At 55.8% G+C, this 20315-nt stretch carries 14 protein-coding genes and 1 CRISPR repeat array; of the genes, 11 read left to right on the top strand and 3 right to left on the bottom strand.

The window, feature by feature from the left end; translation table 11 throughout:
* The first annotated feature begins 169 nt into the window (after positions 1-169).
* From P2T37_RS15030 to P2T37_RS15010, 5 genes are all read left to right on the top strand, one after another.
* On the top strand, positions 170-481 hold the full coding sequence (locus tag P2T37_RS15030) for a helix-turn-helix domain-containing protein (RefSeq protein ID WP_276236303.1): 312 nt from the start codon (positions 170-172) through the stop codon (positions 479-481).
* Between the two features lie 516 nt (positions 482-997).
* The gene (locus P2T37_RS15025) at positions 998-1135 is read left to right on the top strand and encodes a hypothetical protein (RefSeq protein ID WP_276236302.1); all 138 of its coding nucleotides are present in this window, start codon (positions 998-1000) and stop codon (positions 1133-1135) included.
* Complete coding sequence (locus P2T37_RS15020; protein ID WP_276236301.1) at positions 1132-1308, top strand: hypothetical protein; 177 nt, start codon at positions 1132-1134, stop codon at positions 1306-1308. The genes P2T37_RS15025 and P2T37_RS15020 overlap by 4 nt, the downstream gene beginning before the upstream one ends.
* A gap of 110 nt (positions 1309-1418) precedes the next feature.
* Positions 1419-2892: direct repeats of the CRISPR family, unit length 30 nt; unit sequence GTTACAGACGCACCGTAGTGGGGTTGAAGC.
* Between the two features lie 227 nt (positions 2893-3119).
* Positions 3120-4235 carry a hypothetical protein gene (locus tag P2T37_RS15015; RefSeq protein WP_276236300.1) on the top strand — a complete coding sequence of 372 codons (1116 nt, stop codon included), beginning with the start codon at positions 3120-3122 and terminating at the stop codon, positions 4233-4235.
* Complete coding sequence (locus P2T37_RS15010) at positions 4235-5302, top strand: hypothetical protein (protein ID WP_276236299.1); 1068 nt, start codon at positions 4235-4237, stop codon at positions 5300-5302. Before P2T37_RS15015 ends, P2T37_RS15010 begins: the two co-directional genes overlap by 1 nt.
* A gap of 33 nt (positions 5303-5335) precedes the next feature.
* Here the strand turns inward: P2T37_RS15010 and P2T37_RS15005 are convergent, their stop codons facing one another.
* Positions 5336-6145, bottom strand: a complete 810-nt coding sequence (locus P2T37_RS15005) for a hypothetical protein (RefSeq protein WP_276236298.1) — start codon at positions 6143-6145, stop codon at positions 5336-5338.
* A gap of 184 nt (positions 6146-6329) precedes the next feature.
* The gene (locus P2T37_RS15000) at positions 6330-9026 is read right to left on the bottom strand and encodes a DUF1156 domain-containing protein (protein ID WP_276236297.1); all 2697 of its coding nucleotides are present in this window, start codon (positions 9024-9026) and stop codon (positions 6330-6332) included.
* Between the two features lie 256 nt (positions 9027-9282).
* On the opposite strand from P2T37_RS15000, the gene P2T37_RS14995 reads away from it, so the two are divergent.
* The 5 genes from P2T37_RS14995 to P2T37_RS14975 all read left to right on the top strand — a co-directional run bounded on the left by P2T37_RS14995 (position 9283) and on the right by P2T37_RS14975 (position 16077).
* On the top strand, positions 9283-10140 hold the full coding sequence (locus tag P2T37_RS14995; protein ID WP_276236296.1) for an HNH endonuclease: 858 nt from the start codon (positions 9283-9285) through the stop codon (positions 10138-10140).
* A 271-nt stretch (positions 10141-10411) separates the two neighbouring features.
* A complete protein-coding gene (locus tag P2T37_RS14990) occupies positions 10412-11236 on the top strand; it encodes an IS5 family transposase (RefSeq protein ID WP_276236295.1) in 825 nt (274 codons plus the stop codon).
* 66 nt (positions 11237-11302) lie between these two features.
* Positions 11303-11467 carry a DUF7987 family protein gene (locus P2T37_RS14985; protein ID WP_276236294.1) on the top strand — a complete coding sequence of 55 codons (165 nt, stop codon included), beginning with the start codon at positions 11303-11305 and terminating at the stop codon, positions 11465-11467.
* Between the two features lie 529 nt (positions 11468-11996).
* Positions 11997-14717 carry a DUF1156 domain-containing protein gene (locus P2T37_RS14980; protein ID WP_276236293.1) on the top strand — a complete coding sequence of 907 codons (2721 nt, stop codon included), beginning with the start codon at positions 11997-11999 and terminating at the stop codon, positions 14715-14717.
* 64 nt (positions 14718-14781) lie between these two features.
* Positions 14782-16077 carry an HNH endonuclease gene (locus P2T37_RS14975; protein ID WP_382211931.1) on the top strand — a complete coding sequence of 432 codons (1296 nt, stop codon included), beginning with the start codon at positions 14782-14784 and terminating at the stop codon, positions 16075-16077.
* A 29-nt stretch (positions 16078-16106) separates the two neighbouring features.
* Here the strand turns inward: P2T37_RS14975 and P2T37_RS14970 are convergent, their stop codons facing one another.
* Complete coding sequence (locus P2T37_RS14970; RefSeq protein ID WP_276236273.1) at positions 16107-16949, bottom strand: DNA adenine methylase; 843 nt, start codon at positions 16947-16949, stop codon at positions 16107-16109.
* A 596-nt stretch (positions 16950-17545) separates the two neighbouring features.
* Here P2T37_RS14970 and P2T37_RS14965 point away from each other — a divergent pair.
* The gene (locus P2T37_RS14965) at positions 17546-20182 is read left to right on the top strand and encodes a DUF1156 domain-containing protein (RefSeq protein WP_276236292.1); all 2637 of its coding nucleotides are present in this window, start codon (positions 17546-17548) and stop codon (positions 20180-20182) included.
* Positions 20183-20315 lie beyond the last annotated feature (133 nt).

Genomic DNA, 20315 nt, shown 5'->3' with positions numbered 1-20315 from the left:
GCGGGCTTCCGGGTTTCCGGGTTGCGATGCGACTGGCTGGGTGGGGATTGCTATACATGGGTGTCTTGCTGCCACGACGCGGCTTTCAGAGTGGTTCGTTGGCCAGGGCCGTGCTTGCCCTCAATTACCCATTCCCATTGGCAAGCACTTAATGCTTACCAATGGGTAAATGATTCGAGAGGGAGGATTGAAACGATACGACTCAGTATTGTTGTTAGTGCCCCGAGGACCGGCCCCTAAACACAGCGATGAAGAGATTCTGAGGTTGTTCAGAGAGACAGCTGACCCTGTCCTTTTTGCCTCAGAGATCGCTGAGTCGTTGGATACCACCCGGCAGACGGTTTATAGCCGGATGGAAGATCTCCACTCGGAGGGGTTGGTCCACACAAAAAAGCCGGGTCAACGATCGCGTGTGTACTGGATTTCCTATGAGGGTGAACAATTCTTAGATGAACAGGAGTCGCCCTCTGGCAGCCAATAAACGGCGCTCCTTTTTCCTGATTTCTTCTTATTCAAGATCCCCCTTTCTACCAAGTCATCTAACCGATTTGCGGCCCCTTGGCGCGTGTAGCCTACTGCTTCTGCCACCTCGTTAGCGAACATAGCCGGTTCAGGCGTACCTTCGAATACATCGAGAATTTCCTCGTCACTTACTGGTTCGTGGACCGATGTCATCCCCTTGGGAATTGCTTGTCTATTGGTAAAGCTTTATTGGCGTTTGTCTCTTAGCAAATGCTATCCCACACGGCCTGGCGGCACGGCTCACTGCAGCTGCCGTGCCCACCTGATGGCACAGGCGGGCCGGTGGGTCAACAGAGAACCCATGAGCAAGTCAGACACGACACCTGGTAAGCGTACCGCCGTTCAAACACAAACCCGGAAGCCAGCCCTCGGCCACCGACCCGCCTACTTCCGCCTCGGACGAGCGCACGCGTGTGACTACGTAGCCGATCTCCACACTGACACCGTCCACGTGATTGCTGACTCCGGCACCCGCGTGCACCGCTACACGCTCGGCACCAAGTCCCTCGACGACTTCATGGCGGCCGTCGCCCGGGCCGACGGCGGCTGGGACGAGCGGAGCTACGGACTCGGCATCCGGGGCCTCCTCGCCCGGGCGGGGGTGGATGCGTGAGCGACACGCCCGTTGAGGAAGCGTTCGTTTCGGATCGGATCGAGGATGCGCTCGACTGTGGCACAGTGGATGCACTGGCGCGTGAGCATCTCCTCGGTGCGCTCGCAGAGCTCGATGCTGAGCGGGCGCGGGCGCGTCGCGAGGGGAATCATCGGACGATTCGCGGGCCGTAATCGAGGAAGATGATCTCAACCCCCCGGGTGTAAACCCAGAATTGGGGGTCGAGGGAAACACTGACGTGAGATCGGACGGGAATAGGGCTGTATGCCCGGAATTGGGCATGGTTACAGACGCACCGTAGTGGGGTTGAAGCCGAGGTCGACAAGGTCCAACTCTCCGTCCTCGATAACGGTTACAGACGCACCGTAGTGGGGTTGAAGCACCGAGGACCCGACCGCGAGCATCGGCGGGACGACGGGTTACAGACGCACCGTAGTGGGGTTGAAGCCGAGGGTGACGGCGTCCGTCCCCACGTGGCTGAAAGTTACAGACGCACCGTAGTGGGGTTGAAGCGTGTTCGTAGCGTATCGGGCAGCTGGTCGGGGAATCGTTACAGACGCACCGTAGTGGGGTTGAAGCCTCCGGAATAACAACTTCACGAACCTGCTGAGTTACCGTTACAGACGCACCGTAGTGGGGTTGAAGCGTCGCGACGTCCGCGGCGGCGGTGGTTCGCGGATGGTTACAGACGCACCGTAGTGGGGTTGAAGCGACTCGCGCGCCGAGACGGTGCGCGTCATGCGGGGTTACAGACGCACCGTAGTGGGGTTGAAGCACGTCGGCCGTCTCCGCATCAACGAGTTCGAGGGGTTACAGACGCACCGTAGTGGGGTTGAAGCCACGAGTCAGGTACGGCGGCGCGACGCGTCGCCCGAAACGTTACAGACGCACCGTAGTGGGGTTGAAGCCGCAAGCTGGAGCCGCTCGCGGATGTGTACGACCGTTACAGACGCACCGTAGTGGGGTTGAAGCTCCTTCCGCTCGCTCGCGACGTTCGCTCGAACGTCGTTACAGACGCACCGTAGTGGGGTTGAAGCGTAATGTCGCACGCACCACGCGCAGACGGAAGTAGCGTTACAGACGCACCGTAGTGGGGTTGAAGCACGGCGTCGTCCGTCCCGTCGCCGTCTAAATCCACGGTTACAGACGCACCGTAGTGGGGTTGAAGCAATTCCTTCTCGTGGCGCTGGCGATTCGACAACTTGTTACAGACGCACCGTAGTGGGGTTGAAGCAACGAACTGAAGGGGGTCGCGTCCCGGCTGGACATCGTTACAGACGCACCGTAGTGGGGTTGAAGCGAGCGGGTGCTTGGCACCGTCGAGCACAACACCGGCGTTACAGACGCACCGTAGTGGGGTTGAAGCACCGAGTGGGAAGAGGAGCGCGATGAGGACTGCATTGTTACAGACGCACCGTAGTGGGGTTGAAGCACGTTCGACCAGCTCGCCGAGCGGTTCGGCGTGGTTACAGACGCACCGTAGTGGGGTTGAAGCGACACGGTTTGGATTGATGGCGGTGGCACGGTCCAAGTTACAGACGCACCGTAGTGGGGTTGAAGCCCAACCACGACGGCGGAACCGTTCAGCGACCGCGAGGTTACAGACGGACCCTAGTGGGGTTGAAGCATCGGCCCGTGCGGGCCGAGAAAAGGGGAATTGTGTTACAGACGCACCGTAGTGGGGTTGAAGCCCGAAGGACGACGCTCCCGAGTGGTCGGGCCGCGCCGTTACAGACGCACCGTAGTGGGGTTAAAGCGTCGTGAGCATCGAGCCGGAGCTGTCGGTCGGCATCGATACAGACGCACCGCCGTCGGAGCGGCCCGTTGGAGCAAGTGACGTAGAGCCCTGCCCGCGTTCGGGCCAGACGCACCACGGTGGCTCCATCGCAACGGCCCGCATCATTTCCACGCATTCCAAGCGGAAGCATGCAAAATTATACCAGTCCAGAGCGACAGCTCCACATACTGAACGCGTATGTATGGCTTGGGCGTCGGCGAGTCGGTCTTCGACTACGATGGGCTCTCGCTGACCAACATTCGGCGGGCCGTCGATGTCTTCGTGGATGAAGGCCGGCGCAACAAGGTCCGTTTCAAGACGGTCGTCGCAACTGAAGACCCACTTCGAGCGCTCGAGCAAGCGGATGCGTCGCTCTCGAACACCGAGATCGATGTGACCGAGCACGAAGACCACTACCGGGTTGCCGTCACAAAGCGGATCAAACGGACCGATCTGGAGGACGGCCACCGACTTGTTGAAAGCGACTTTGCGCTCTTCCAGATCGGCGAGACGGATATCTGGGCGGCAGTGACCGGCCACTCACCGGACCAGTTTGAACACGGCCCGCTTTGGGTCCTGGGAAAGAGCGAGCCGATGCTATCCACGTTTTTCGCCTCGTCTGATGATCTTGCCGAGATCCTCTATCAGCTCAAAGCGAGCTTCCCCGCAGAGACGGAGATCCAGGCGCGGAAGACGGTCGCCTACTCGCGCGACGAGGAGGGAGAGATCTCGTTTAAACAACGCCCGTTTGAGGAGATCTTCGCGGTGGCGGCCGACAAGGGAAATTACGTCGATAAGATGCGCTTCACGGTCAAGACGGGCGATACGATACGCCTCGACGCATTCCTCAGCCGGGATGGAAAGCTCAAGTTCTTGGGTGGGGACGCAACCAGGTTCTTCGAGGACTTTCTCCCGATCGTCGCTGCGGTCGGCCAACAGAAAGCCGATCTCTTCGGGCACAAGGAGCGGTCGGCAGAAACGGGCGAGCTCAACGAGCTGCAGATCGACTTCGACACTGCGCATTTCAAAGCCCCGGAGGACACCGAGAAACTCATTCGGGCGCTTGACGGGCTCCCGAATGCGAACCTTACGGTCTACCACGACAACCCGTATGCACATCTCTCGATCCTCGACACGATCGACGGCTCCTCGTGTGATGTTTTCGTCACCGATTCCGATACGGTTTCGATCGTCCCCAGTTACCGAGGCTCGTTTAACTCACTCATGCGGGTCGCCGAACAGCTGTCGCGCGAGCTTGAGGAAGGCGAGATCTCCGAAGGCACCCCCGAGGAGCAGACAATGGCCGACTTCTTTCCCACATAATGGCCGCGCGCGAGTGTCGTGAAGAGAACGAAATCGAATACAACACCTACGACCAGACGGTCGACATCGTCTCGTGTTGGGAGTCGTTCCTCAACCACTCGTACACTGGCGTCTTCGGCGACTATCACTTCGACCGCTTTCCCACGCTGTCTGGGGATAGCGCAGAGCTCACCCCGGATTTCGCGGTGACTGTCACCTCAGAGTACGGGCTGATCGGCGAGATCAAACGCACATTTCCGGACGACGACACCCCGTTCAAACGAACGCTTGAGCAGCTCGCCCGCTACGACGAGCCCGATCAGCTGCAGGCAAGTGATGACCGCATGCTGGCCCCCGACACCGTTGACCTCCTCCTCTTGATCAAAGGCACGGCGGCCCCGCAAATCGGGATCCGGATCCAACGCTTGCTCGAAAGTGGCGAGCTGTCGTTGGACCGGAACCTGGTCGTTGTTCGATATCAGTACAACACCCGCGACCAGCGCTCTCGGTATGAATTTCAACGCGTCACGGCCGTCGAGGACGAATTCAGAGATGGTGCGCTTCGCGATGAGCATGCATTGAGTACCCACATGGGGAAGGCGGCTGATTACCAGACACTCCCGGTGTACCCGAAGCACTTCCACAGCGAGAAAGTCAAAAAACCGATCTGCAACGACAAACCGCCTGAACAGTATCTCGCCACAATTCTGTGGCACAAAATCTTCCCGGCGTTCCTATCGGACGCTGATTATTCGGCTTGGCAATCCGGCTCGGCACAGAAGACGATCTCGATCCAAGTCACCCCTGGGCTCGTTACGACCGAGCTCAACAGCTACATGCGAGACGGTCGCGCGCGCAAGACTTGGGTAAAAGATGCGCTCATATTCCTCAAAGATGCGGATCTCGCAGAGCGACATGGGGATAGCTTCGAGATCAAATTTCGCGGCTTCGTTCGCAATATCGGTACGGACAATGATCAAGAAGGGACCGAGGAGCTCGATAAGTTGGAAACGCTCGGGGAGACGTTCATCCAGCGTTACTGCCACTACACGGCCTCCGACTCGGAATCCCTCGAAAGCTATGAATGATTGCCGCCGATCCAGTCACCGTCGCGATCTCCGTTAGTCCATATTCGCGAGCGTCCGAAACATCACCTTCGCAGCATGCTCGGCGGCATCACCAAGCGCCTCCATCTCCGCCTGTGAACGGTTGGTGACGATCGAATGAGCATCTGAGTTTGCCGATGTCCGGAGGGTATTGATCTCTTCGAGAAGGGTTGCATCGACCCCAGGGTGGTGTTTGAAGTCAAGAAGCTTGCTCTCAAAGGTCTCGAGGAGGGTCGAGAACATGTGGAATTTTCCCCAGTCAGTATCGTAGTATAAGTCGATCTCTGATCGCGGGTACTGCTTCCGGAGGAGATCGATGACGAGGTTTTCGAGGAGCTTCCGAGTCAAGACGATTGCCCCGTCATAGACGCCCATTCGATAGCTGTCGTTGATATTCGCGATCAGCTCATCGTAAAAGTCGTCTCTGGTGTTTGTGATATCGAGAAATGGTTCCGTCGGATGCGTGATGACGGGGATCGTCGTCGAGAGCTCTCCCCTGTCTAAACTCTCTATCGCTTGCAGGGTGGGAAACTCCTCCAGCTCTTCGGGATCCGCCCCACCGACCAGCTCATACGCTTGACTCATGATCGCGGTAGCTGTTCCGGTCTCACCAAACTCGTCTAGCTTTTTCAGGAGCCGAAGCGTACGGTTCGCTCGGTCGTCATCACTCCATTCCCAGCTCTGAAAGAACCGTTCAGTACTCTGTGCGGTCGTGCACGCCCCTTGTTCAGTGGTGATCCGTTTCCAATCGTGGTAGTCGAGATCTTGGGTGGCGATGAAATACGAAAACTGGGTATAGAGCTTGTGGAGCTCTTCGTCACTCATCAAGGCCCACCTGGATAGCGTCGCTGGACATATTACTCAATACGGGAGTATCGACTAAAAGGATATCAGCGATTGAGCCCGCCACTTGCGTTCAGGAGGGCGGCGACGACTGGATCGTTAACCAGCTACTGTGTTGTCACCGTTTCTCGCCAGGCAGGATGCTGATGAAAGAGGCTTAGCTCACCTACTCGTCGTCATCGTTGAAGCTCCGGAGCCCCTCTCCACCAAGGATCCGTGTGTACACGACATCCCCAGTCGCCTCCGCAAGGCCTTCACAAAGGCCCCGGAGCTCATCATCTACCTTCCACTTCGAGAGATAATTCTGAATCGACTCACCACGCTCGAATCGGTATCGGAGGAATTGCGCTTTATCAAGCGCATTCAGGGATGAATCGCCCTCTCCGTTGACTCGGGACTGAATATACGCCATCCGCTCGTCATCACGCCAGGTACCCAGGATGAAGTCACCACCCGACTGACGATACAAGCGTAGCTCTTTCATTCGCTCTGGGTCAGCGCTCGTGCCTCGTGAGAGTTTGTTGAGATCGTCATAGGTTGGGTCACTTGCCGCGAGCAAGTCGAGGAAGACATCGATCTCCCCGAGGCTACTGCCCTCCTGAAGGACGCCATAGATCCCTTGGACGACTTCTTTCGGAGACATCGTCTCGCCAGCGCGCGTCACCTTTCCGTGGTGCTTCGAGTATTCGTGGAAACATTCACCCATCTCGATGACACCGATATCACCTTCTGAGACACTTTGGGTTTCACGCAGCCGCTCTCGAGTGTCTCTCGCGGTCCGGTAGATCCTCCGACGGAGTGAATTCCAGGAGATCGGTGCCCGCTCACCAGCCGGTCGGGCAACGAGTACAATGTCAAAGCTCACTGCGCCACCTTCGATGAGCTGCCAAGCAGCCCGTTGAATGTCCGCCGAGATCGGATACGCGGCTGTCACCTCAAACCCGGTATCACACAGCGCGCTTAGTAGTTCGCCCCATGATTCCGACTCGCTGTGGTGGTAGGTAAATGCGAAGACACCACTGTCCTTTAGAGCGGTGTTTATTGATTCGAACGCCTGTTTGATCTCACTCTCAAAGACCTCTGCATCCTTATTCTCGGCAGGGTTTGCAACGATGCTCTCAGCCCGTGGTGTACTCGCTCCCTCAAACTGCGGATACGTGGACTCAAGCAACACCTTCTGCCAAACATAAAAGAAATTTGACAATTCAGAATAGATCACGTTGTCATAGTAGGGGGGATCAGTCAATACTGCATCATAGATATCTTCAGTATCGATTGCTCGCGCATCACCGCAAGAAACAGTCGCGTCCTCGCCAACTGGCTTCGAAAATGGGGGGGACTCCAAAGTTTCTCCGTCTTCTACATACCGCTCTGTAGGCGCTTTCGCATATTCCACACCCTTCCGAACCATCTGCCACATCTTAGTGAAGGTCCCAGTCCCGTAGCGTGTCCCCCAGACATTATTCTCGATGGGGGTTAGCGGGGCGTCAAAGGAATTCGTCTTAAAGATATTCGTCGCCTTGTTTGCCCCGTGATTGTAGACGATCATCATTGAGTTATAATTCAGCGACTCAGAGAGCGCCAAGAGGAGGTACTCTTTGATGTTTTGATCCTCTACGTCATCGATCCATCTGGAGAGTTTCGCGAGGAGCAACAATTGGCGGGGGTTGAACATATCTGTCCAATGGGAATATCCCTGCCGGAGGACATTGAACCCACCACCAATACTCCCCTCAAACTCAGCGCTATCAGTTTTGATCCCGAGTGGGATCTGTTCGCTGGGGACATAATCATGGAGCTCATCCGCAGCTCTCCACTCCTGTTTCGCGTCTGCAAAGAGCTCGTGGTCGAACGGTTCAGCCCGCTTATAGCCGCGAGATGCGGTCTTATTCCTCCCGGCTTCGTCACAATGTGAGCAGTAATACTCCGTTACGTAGAGCCGAGTTTCAAAGCCGTCCTGTTCCTCAATCGCATCAATGATCGGATACTGTTGTCCACACTCGGTGCATGTGTAATCACCACCACCAGCATTCCCATCTTCAGCGATAAACTCATACCCACATTCAGAGCAATCAGCCTCACTTCGCCAGTCATCAACGAGTACGACGGATTCACAATCCGGACAAAGCACGTTGTAGTCCCCCTTGTTATCGTAGCGACCGTTCCCGATGCGATAGTCATTAAACAGGGGGACCGTGTGGCCACAGGAGACGCAGTCGAGCTGTTTTACCCAGAATTCGTACACGACATCGGCAGTGTGGTCGTCGTTGGGACACGGCGTCTTATAATAGTCTTGAAGCTCTTCGGCTAGTTCATCCTCAAGCTTACTGAACGCCGCATCAAGCTCCTCAAGACTCGTTTGGCCGGCCTCCAGCTCTTTCTTCGTCACAAACCACGCAACGGGGTTGAGATCGTACCCATGTACCTCGGCACCGAAGCGTGAGGCCTCAACAAGTGATGTGCCACCACCCATGAATGGGTCGAGGACCTTCGTGTCCTCGACTTGGACATCCTTCGGGTAGAGCTCCCACAAGCTCTCGGGGCTGGCTAAGTCGACTTGGTCGATCAAGGCTTGGATTTCACTAAATCCACCCCCAAACTCGCTCAGGGACTCGTTTGCCCCTGGCTCGCGAACGGTGACCTTGGACGGATCATCCAAGAGGGAATACAGTGCAATTGCACGAAACACGGAGCCGTTCCGTCGGGCCCACCACTTGTGCATCGTATAGACCGGACGATAATATCGCTTTGCTCGTCCTTCTTTCTCTGAGATCTCATTAACGCGCTCGATGGGGAATCCCCGCTCAATCGGGAGCTCACGTCGCGCCTGCCGGGCGTCATCCTGAGCCGGATCCTGCGACATTTTGGATACCGGACCACAGCAAGCCATGACGCATAAACCCGCCACACTGCCTGGACAACTACCGCCCCATAGTCCAGTAGTAAGTTCGTAGCCCCTACGAACAAGTGGATCCTACACAGGATAGGCCTGCGGCTCATCCAGGAAGCACCAAGTGCGCACCCTTGCGAATGTACAGAGCTCGCCCCAAAGCCCATACATTACACCCCACCCTGATCGCACGGAAGCATTTTCCCCAAGGCATGACCACACAGCCAGTATGTCTGATGGCTATCCCTCTGACTGGGATACTCGCAGGAAGGATGTCTATCAACGAGACGACTACACCTGTCAAAACTGCGGTGCACGAGGCGGTCCACAAGGCAACGCAGAGCTCCATGCCCACCACATCGTCCCCAAGAGCAACGGGGGGACCCACAAGCGAAGCAACCTCAAGACGATGTGTAGTGAATGCCACAAAGCGATCCACGGAGACGTGATGGCACCGGCCCCAGACGATGTCCTCCCATCGAATACGGACTCGATCCGGATCACGAACGCCCAAGAATTAGTGAACCTGGTGAGCGAGACCATCAACCTGTATAAGGAACTACGCTCACACCCGGTGATCAGTGGGAATGGCGTCACCATCGAAGGTTCAGTCGACGACGACTGGATCGAGGAGATCACGCGAAAGCGAACCATTCTCTCAGAATATACGACCCTCTCGTACGACTCACCCCGGCGCCAGGATGCCGTCGACACGCTGCAGCAAGCCACCGCACAACACCTCTATCTGATGACGGACGTCGTGGCCTGCATCTCGGACTTCTACGATGTCGCCCAGGGACTGGCGTGTCCCGATTGTGGCAGCGACGCATCTGTCGATGCGGACTTCTGTGGGGACTGTGGCGCCTCACTGCCAACCGTCTGGGAATGTCCTGACTGTGGTCGAGGATTGAACACCTTCCATAATGACTTCTGTACGTACTGCGGGAGTGAATTAGATACGATGCCCTCCGAGAAAGCGGAGGACTTTGACACGACGATCAAAAACATCGAGGCAGCCATTGACCAGGCTGATGCGAAATCGGAGGAGATCTCGACTGCCTTTGACCAGTTTCGGCAGGTGTTCTAACCCTGGGCCACCAGTGGGTCCGTTACCACGATCTTCGAGAGCCGACCGACAGAAGACAGCTCCTCACGACTCAACTAAGGAGGCCCAGTTGAGGAGGGGCAGCGCGCGGAGCCGGGACGGTGCCCATCACCACCGAAGCACGCATGATGCCTCCGGGAGTGAAACAAATCAACGATGAAAGGGACGACCGGTATGGTTGGGCCTTGTTTAGACGCCGGATCAAACGACTCACTCCGATGAACTAACTGCTCTCTGAGTCAACCTGAGTAGTGTGCCTTCCCGTCTCTCTCGCTTCACAGATCGTCTCGAAACACTAGCGAAACGGGCTGTCTCTGGTGATCCTTCACCAGCAGTCAAGAAAGGTGACGGCGGCTACGCTGACTGGGTAATTGTGGTGATCCATGGTCTTCGAGAATATCTTGACCTTCCCTATCGACGACTCCTCGATATTCTTCACGAGATGCCCGGTATCGTCGAGAAAATGAACCTCACAACGAGTGAGCTACCAGACTTTACGACCGTGTGCGTCCGGAAACAACAGCTCAAGATGGCAATCTGGCGAACTCTCTTGCGGCTTTCCGCCGATCTCCACGATCCCGGTGACATACAGGCTATCGATGCAACTGGCTTCGACCGCTACTCGACCAGCCGACACTACGCAAACCGGACAGACTACACCTTCAGATCGGTCAAGACGACAGCGTTGGTAGACTGCAAAACCAGTACCGTATTAGATATTCACTGCTCGATGACACAGCCACACGACACACACGTCGGACGGCAAGTACTTTCGCGGAATCTCAACCAGCTACAGACCATCACCGCTGATAAAGGGTATGACTGGGACGAGCTGCGTGAGGATCTTCGGGAGGCCGGTGTTCGGCCAGTGATCAAACACCGGGAGTTCTCTCCACTTGATATGGCACACAACGCTCGCCATGACGATGGTGTCTATCACCAGCGGTCAGTGGTTGAGGCCGCCTTCTTTGCGCTCAAGCAGCGGTACGGTGACACACTCCGAGCCCGAACTTGGTTTGGACAGTTCCGGGAGCTCGTTCTGAAAGCAGCTGTGAGAAATGTCGAACTTGCCCTCTAATACCGGTCGGTACAAAGACATGAGACCACCACTAGATATTATACTGTTGAGTTTCATCTTGTTGGCATGGTCTCCCGCGAAAACCAGATCATCCTCGGATTCGGGTTGGTCGCAATCATCCTCCTTGTGGCGATAGCGAACTTCACAAACCTACCAACGTGGGTGAGTATCGCAGTTGTGCTGGTTGTCGGAGTTCTCATCCCGCAGATCCTCAACGAGAGTAACAAGTAGGTAGGCTATTCACACGTACGCTGAGCAGCTACCTCGCAGCATCACTAGTGGAATAAATGAGCTGCTCCCACGTCTAAACAAGGCCGTATGGTTGTGATCTGGGCCACTCTTGTGGCGTTCATGGCGCTCGTCTCTGGGCTCATGGTCGGGGTATCCTGGTCAGCGTATTTCGTTGCCGTCGGCCTCATTATCACTGCAGTCTTCTATGCAATAGTGCTCCCTATGGAGGAACCCACCAATTCGGGAAGTTAGAAGCTCGGAGAGATGCAGTGCATTCAGACGGCCTTCCTTGTGACCCGAGCGCTGACTCAAGCTCCTCCCCACCGACTTAGAATAACTGCACGAAATCGACGATGAGAATCACACATCTTTTCACTCAACCAACTATACCACAAATTACCCCGGCGTGTACCGGGGGGTCTCGCCGGGTAGGGGCTACGAGGAGCCTCGTTTCGATTTCAGTGCAGCTCCTATCTACAGACGTGTCACACATTTATACCACCAGCCGGCTTCGGTGTGTCCAATTACAATGTCGCAGGAGCCGACGGGCCGACGCGAGCTCCCGATCGAGCGGGGGTTCCCGATCGAGCGCGTCAACGAAATTGCAGAGAAGGAGAATCGGGCGAAACGGCATTATCGCCCCATTTACACGATGCACAAATGGTGGGCTCGACGGCTTGGCTGTGTCTTTCGGGCGATCGAGCTATACACGCTGGCTGATGGGGAAACGCGGATGGATGTGTACGAGCCCGGCTCTAACACCGAATTATCGTCATTCGCCAATGAAACAGGAGCGGAAGAGCTAATTAATTCAGTAGAAATCGGCGACCCAAGCTCTCTCTGGCAGTTGTACTCCAAAGACGTACAATTCCCGGATAAAAAGGTCCTCGACCCGTTTATGGGCGGCGGGACATCGATTGTGGAAGCCTCTCGCTTTGGCGCGACTAGTCATGGGAATGATCTCAACCCCGTAGCCTGGTTCGTCACGAAACAGGAGATCGAGGCCGCAAAGACCGACGTGACCGAATTGGATGAGGCGTACGAACAGGTGAAGTCAAGCGTTCACGGTGCCGTCGACGCGTTCTACAAAACACCATGCCCTCACGCAGATGCAGATTCCGACAGTACACCTCATCCGATCCAAGGGACGGACTTTGACGCTGGCGAGTTAGAAGCTGAAGACCATGGCCACTACGCGGACGTGATGTACAACTTTTGGGTGAAAGAGCTTGATTGCGTGAGTTGCGACGAGTCGGTGTCTCTGTTCAAAGACTATCGCGTCGCAAGCGGCCGCTACGATGAGTCGGATAAATACAACGTGTACTGCCCAGGCTGTGAGTCAGTCGTTTTAGTCGATGACTGGCGTGCCGATTGCACCTGTAATCGGTGTCATCATGAATGGTGTCCCGCCAACGGGAATGTCTCCGGCTCCGACTATGCATGCCCCGACTGTGGAGCGCGGTACTCGATCACTGATGCCATTAGCGAGCAAGGCGGCTTTGAGCTCAAGCAGTACGCAGTAGAGTACTATTGTACTGTCTGTGACGATCGCGGCGAACAGCGAGAGACGTACAAAGGGTACAAGAGCACGGGTACCGCCGACGAAAAGTTAGCCGACGTAGCAGCTACCGCCTGGGAAGCGGCAGACGATCTGGAGGCTTATGTCCCGGACCGGAGCATCCCAGAGGGCGCCATAACGCGGGAATCGGAGCTTAACGGTAATGATGTCTTCAATCACGGGTACACGGAGTGGCGGGATATGTTCAATTCACGCCAGTTACTGTGCCTCGGGCACCTGTTACGAGCAATCGAGTCGATTGAGGACCAAGCGATTCGTGAGCTGCTCTTGTTGGCGTTCTCGGACTCACTGATGTTCCAGAGCACGTTTACGATCTATAACCTCAGTGCAAACAAGATCGAGGGAACGTTTCGGATGAACTCCTTTGTCCCCCAGATGGAGATCGTCGAGAACAATGTGTGGGGGACACGAGCTGGCCGAGGGACGTTCTCAAACACGTATGATAAACTTCGGAGTGGAGTCGCATACGCCCACGCACCCACGGAACGCTATATCAACGAGGATGGAGAAACGGTCGAATCAGAGCCGTTCGCCCAACCGATCGGCCAACATACATCGATTAGTCAGGGCGACATGCGGAGCTTAGATATCGAAAATGAGTACGACGCGGTCATCACGGACCCACCGTACTACGATAATATCGTCTATTCAGAGGTTGCTAATTACTTCTACGTCTGGCAACAGCTCCTTCTTGAGGATACATATGACTGCTTCAGGGGGGAGATGACACCGCGCACAGAATCGATCGTCACGAACCCATTTGAAGGGAAGACAGATGAGGACTTTGAGGCAGAGCTCGAGGAGGCGTTTACCGTTATCAAGCGAGCGCTGACCGAAGACGGCGTCCTCGCGTTTACGTACCATCACAGCGACTCCGAATCGTGGGGAGAGCTGCTTGAGTCGCTCTGCGAAGCTGGCTTTGAGGTGACGGCCTCGTATCCAATAGCGGCCGACGTGAACAAGTTCATCACGGGTGAGGCGGTCGAATTTGATATCATCATCGTTGCACGGCCTTCACAGGATCGTGAGCCGGTCTCGTGGCGAAATCTACGACGTCGAATTATCAAGACGACAAAAGAGACGCATATGCGGTTAGCTGATTCACAAGAGCTCTCCGAAGGCGACATCGGCGTGATTGAGATGGGGCGGGCGTTTCACGAATACTCCAAACACCACGGGGCAGTCCGCAGTGGCGATACCATCATGACGGCAAAGGAAGTCGTACAGGAGATCTACGGTATTCTCCAAGAGGCGTCAGATGTCGGTGAGCTTGATGTGTATCTTGATCTCTTGGCGATGTCTGACCCCTCCTACAGCGATCTCAACATGCTGAGTAAGGGCACGAAAGCCGATGCGGAGTCCATGCGGCGCATGAAATTGTACCGTATCGAGGATGGTCAGCTAATTCTCGGAACCTGGAACGATCCCCAACGGATCGCATACATCAGAACTCGATTGTCTGGGGACGACCCCGAATCAGTGTCGCCACTGGGGAAGGCACAGTTCCTCCGATATCAATACGAGGAGGGGAAAGCGCTCGGTGAGTGGCTTGACCGCTGGTCCGACACTGAGTCCCTCCGCGACATTTGCGAACAACTAGCCGACGCTACTGGGGATGAGACATTCAATCGACTGGTCGGGAGCGATAAGACATTCGACGAATACCAGTAACGCTCAGGGGGGTGTCGGCCTTATGCTATTAATTTAGTATGTCTGACCATCAGTTATCATATACATGCCAAGCCTTCCCAAAGCGGATCTTCACAAACGGATGCTGGGAGCAATTGCTGGATCAGTCAGTGACTGCAGCAATCCAGGCCGTCAGCCGCTCTCGTTTGTCCTTGCCCCTACGGGCCGAGCGTACCATGTCTATATGTTTACGCTCTCACAGTCGGATCCTACTGGGGAGCACCGTGATGAGGATGAGTATCGGATTGATATCAGGCTCCCGGAGCACGATAATGGGGACCGATCACCAGTAACTCCGACCCGCTCGGAAGAGTGGACTGTTGTGATTTGTGGATATGACCCTGAGACAGAGCTTTTCGTGTTGTGGGACGATGATCTGTACTCCGATGGATATGCATGGGTTCGCCACCTGCAGGTAGATCGCCAAGCTCTCGATGACGCTCTCGATGACGGATTGGGATTTCAAGAGCGGAACGGCGGCGACGGAGGCGAGCGAGTCATTGCTGCAACGAAGGAAAAGCTCAGTGACGCGCTTCACATGCGACATCGACTGGTAAATATCCGACAGTTGCTGAATGCCTACCTGCCGAACGACTGGCGTGATATCCCCTCACACCACACATCGGACGAGGTCTACTATCTCGAACTCATAGCTGAATACATCCTCGAGCGCACAGATCCCGATAGTTCGATGGCCGACCGGCGCTCAGAGGCCGAATCGAAGATTACCGCTATCGATGGCACACTGCTTGACCGGTGTGGTGTGAGCTCTAGCGATGAGTTTGACAACTTGTTTGAACGGATTGACGATGAGTGGCACGAAATTCCATCGGCTAAGGATATTGCCCAGGCTAAAGCAACCATCGAGGAGCAACTTGACGAGGAGCCTGAGTTAGAGGAGAGTACCTCCCCGCCATCCCCGACATTACGAGGGCCCGAAAGAGAAACAGAAACCGTTCAGCGAACAGCGCGTGACAGTGCGTTCTCCGGAATAGTTCGGGACGCATACGACTACCAGTGTGCGATCTGTGGCTCGGAACGCCGGTCGCCAAGCGGGAATCCGGAGGTTGAAGCGGCCCACATCTATCCGAAGCGCCTGAATGGCCGGGATGACGTTCGAAACGGGCTTGCGTTGTGTAAACTCCACCATTGGGCATTTGATACAGGCTGGCTTTCACTTACCGACGATCACGAGGTCCTTGTGCGCGATGCCCCCAATATCAATGGCTTTGCTGACTTCGAACCGTTGGCAACAACGAAAATTCAGTTACCAGAAGACCCCGCGGAACATCCACACGAGAGGTATCTGGAAGCACACCGGAAAATCCACGACTTTGGCTGACTCATCGCTCCCGACGTCGGGTCGAAGAGCTAACTGGAATCGACACCCGGGAGTGTCGTTTGGTCGGGAGTCCTAAACCGGGAAACGTTGTCAGGATCATAATTCATGATCAGCCGCTCGGTCGCATCGTTGCTCCGAGTCGTGTTGTCATGTTGCTTATTCATGAATTGGGCTCGACCTTTCTCGATGATCCAGTAGTCCTTGAGGCGAGACGGGACCCGTTGATATGAGACTGCCCACCTGCCGTCCAGCGATTCAAGCGCATCCACAAACCGATCATGGTCAAATTCGCCATGCCGGTACAGGGCATCACCTTCGTCCATATACGGTGGATCCGCATAGAAGAACGTATCCTCGCTGTCATACTGTTCCATTACATCAGCGTAGTCCAGGTTCTCGATCTGAACATTGTGAAAGCGTTCAGCGAACTCGTGCAGCTTATCTGTCGCATTCCGAAGCTTCCTCGCTTTGTTTCGTTGTGAAGCGGACGCAAATCCGGACTTCGTCCGGTATTTAGCCGCATACTGAGAGTATCGTAGGTAAAAGAATCGCCCTGCCCGTTCAATCGGATCATCAGGCCGCTCACCGTTGTAGAATTCCTTCGACCATTCTTCGTGTTGGTCGCGAGCGTAGGGAGTCATATCCAACCATTCTACGAGCTCGTCCTTGTGGTCACGAAGCACGCCGAAAAACTGGACAAGGTCCCCATCGCGATCGTTGTATATCTCAGTGTGGCTGGGCTGCTTCGTTAGCAACACTGACGCTCCGCCTCCGAAGACTTCGACATAGCACTGATGCGCAGGGAAATGCTCGATGATCCAGGGGGCGAGATATGACTTCCCACCAGGATACGGGAAAATAGATGTCGTCATACCCGGTTATTCAGATCCCCTCGTATAACTCTTTTTGAGATATGGCTAAGACCGCGAGAGGACTCCGAGGGCCACCTGGTGGTCAGCAATCGGACACCTCTACTAGTTCTATGAGCGAGGCGCACAGAAAGCAGTGGATGGTATGTCCCCCATCCAGAGGGAGCACCGGCCGAAGTCAGCTAATGACTTGGCCTGATTAGCGGGCTATACAGACGGTAATACGCAGTGGAGCATTGAGAACGTTTGGGTCACGCTTGAACCGATAGTGGGCCAGGATAGTGTTCCAATGCCCCGCCACAACTACTTGGTACTTGATCGTCAATTGGGACCCGCAGAGAAACGCCCCCTACAACTGCGACCGACTGTTGCACGGCAGGTAATTTCTTAGAGTCGACATTACATGGCCTCGCTCGCCTCGGCGGAACAAAGCTTGATTTCGATCTTGTAACCCGCAGCGAGCGCACAAGCGCCCCTCCGTTCAATTACTGCTTTCTCTTCCTCACTGTGGAGAGTGACAGCACCCCACGAATAGGGCTCCTATCTGCAGCTGTGTCACACATTTATACCACCAGCCGGCTTCGGTGTGTCCAATTACAATGTCGCAGGAGCCGACGGGCCGACGCGAGCTGCCCATCGAACGGGGGTTCCCGATCGAGCGCGTTAACGAAATCGCGCAAAAAGAAGGCCGTGCAAAGCAACATTACCGGCCCATATACACTATGCACAAGTGGTGGGCTCGTCGGGCCGGCTCGATCTTCCGTGCAATCACACTCTACTCACTTCTGGATGATCCGGACACTGTAGATATCCACGAGCCAGGTGCGAACGGGTCTCTTGCTGAGTACGCCAATGACACTGCAGAGCTGGAACAGCTCCTCGCAGATGTCGATCTCACAAACCCAGAAAGCCTCTGGTCGCTCTACGCGAAAGATGTCCGAGTCGGTGACAAACGTGTTCTCGACCCCTTCATGGGTGGCGGGACATCGCTCGTTGAAGCGTCCCGTTTCAGCGCCGATGTGACAGGATACGATCTCAACCCCGTCGCGTGGTTTGTGACAAAGAAGGAGCTGGAGGCTGGTGCGACTGACCCCGAGACGCTGCAAGCAGCCTACGAAACTGTCGAAGCCGATGTCGCGGACGAGATCTCACAGTACTACCGAACCTCGTGTCCGAACGGCGACCACGACGCGGACATCATGTACACCTTCTGGGTGAAAGAGCTCGACTGCGTCTCATGCGGTCACACAGTCCCATTGTTCAAAGACTACCGGGTCGCGAAGGGTCGCTATGAAAACGGTGACAAATACAATGTACTTTGCCCCGACTGCGAGTCAGTCGTTCTCGTTGACGATTGGCAGAATGAGTCGACGTGTGATACGTGTGGGTTCAATTTTACTCCGAAGAACGGCACCGTAGCCCGAGGGGGAAAGTACGCCTGTAGTGACTGCGGACAGTCGTACAAGATCACGGAGGCAATCCAAGAACAGGACGGATACGAGCTTCGTCAATACGCAATCGAGTATCACTGCCCGACGTGTGACGATGGAGCCCACGACCGGAGTGAAGTCAAGGGCTACAAAGCTGCCGAGCCAGCTGATGAGGAGCTCTTCGCCGAGGCTCGAAGTGAATTCTCTGGAAACGAGGCGCTCAAAGAGTACGTACCCGATGAAGAGCTCCCGCCCGGGCATATGCTCTCGGAGCGGAATCCCGTCTTCGACCACGGGTACAGCTCGTGGACCGACATGTACAACGAGCGCCAGCTCCTGTCGCTGGCGAAGCTCCTCCGCTCAATTGACGAGATAGAGGATCCGAACGCACGCGAGTACCTCCTTCTTGCTTTCAGCGACTTCCAGCGAACTAACAGCATGATGTGCTCGTACCAGCCATCGCGCAACCACTCGAATCACATCTTCAAGACAAACTCGTTCGATCCGCCGAACCAGCCGAGCGAAGGGAATGTCTGGGGCGCCAAGTACGGCATGGGCACCTTCGAATCGGCTTGGGAGATGGTGATGTCCGGCGTCGAGTACGCAAATGCGCCCACGGATCGCCACATGGTAGATGATTCAATGGAGGAGACGCCACCCTTCAGCCAACCTATTGGCCAAAACGCGACCGTCCACCAGGGCGACATGCGACTGATCGGTGACGAGGACCGCTATGACGCCGTTATCACGGACCCTCCGTACTACGACAATATCATCTACTCCGAGCTGGCCGACTACTTCTACGTCTGGCTGAAGCTCCTCCTCGAAGACGAGTACGAGGGGTTCGACGAGCAGAGTACCCCTCGAGCAGAGTCTATCGTCGCGAATCCGTATCTCGGCAAAGGGTCCGAAGAATTCGAATCCGAGCTCCACGAGGCCTTCACGGCGATCCGAACGGCCATCAAGGAGGACGGTGTCCTCACATTCACGTACCACCACAGTGACTCCGAATCGTGGGGAGAGCTCCTCACGTCACTCTGTGACGCCGACTTCGAAGTCACCGCCACCTATCCGATCAGCTCGGATATTCACAAATTCATCGGCGGCGAAGCGGTCGAATTCGATATCATCATCGTCGCACGGCCGGCCGGCGATCGCGAGCCTGTCTCGTGGCGAAACCTCCGCCGGCGCATCATCCAAACGACCAAGCAAACCCACGCCCGTCTCACCGAAAATCGAGATCTCAATCGAGGAGACATTGGCGTGATCGAGATGGGGCGCGCGTTCAGCGAGTACTCGAAACACCACGGAAACGTCCGTCGTGGTGACGGGATCATGGACGCGAAGGATGTCGTTGATGAGATCTATGGCATCCTCCAGGAGGCCAGCGATGTCGGCGAGCTGGACGTGTACATCGATCTCCTCTCGACAGCCAGCCCTTCGTACAGCGATCTGAACATGCTGTCCCAGGGGACGAGCGCCGACCCCGACCGTATGCGGGACATGCACCTCTATGAGATCGAGGATGGTGACTTCACGCTCCTCAACTGGACCGATGATGACAGAATTGCGTACATCGAGGCTCGCGTCAACGGCGATGATGCAGAGCATCTCACGGCATTGGACAAAGCGCACTACCTCCGCTACAAGTTCGAACGCGGTCAATCGACGGAGAACTATCTCAATAAGTGGGGGATCAGTGACGGTCTCCGTGATATGTGTGAGTCACTCGCTGATGCGACAGGTGATGAGACCTATCGTCGCCTCCTCGGCGGCGACTCCTCACTGACCGAGTACGGAGCCTAACGGGATGCCGATGGGGGCCTGACGGCCAGGAGCCTCCGTTTCAACGAGGGTGAGGTGTTGCTTCGTGGGTCGGAAACGGGTCCGACTGATGGGCAATACAGGAGGCACACTTTGGGCCGACTCCGTTCCGGAT

This window comes from Halosegnis marinus (assembly GCF_029338355.1).
Lineage (GTDB): Archaea > Halobacteriota > Halobacteria > Halobacteriales > Haloarculaceae > Halosegnis > Halosegnis marinus.
The sequence above is the reverse complement of the archived record's forward strand: the minus strand, read 5'-3'. Positions and strand labels throughout refer to the sequence as shown.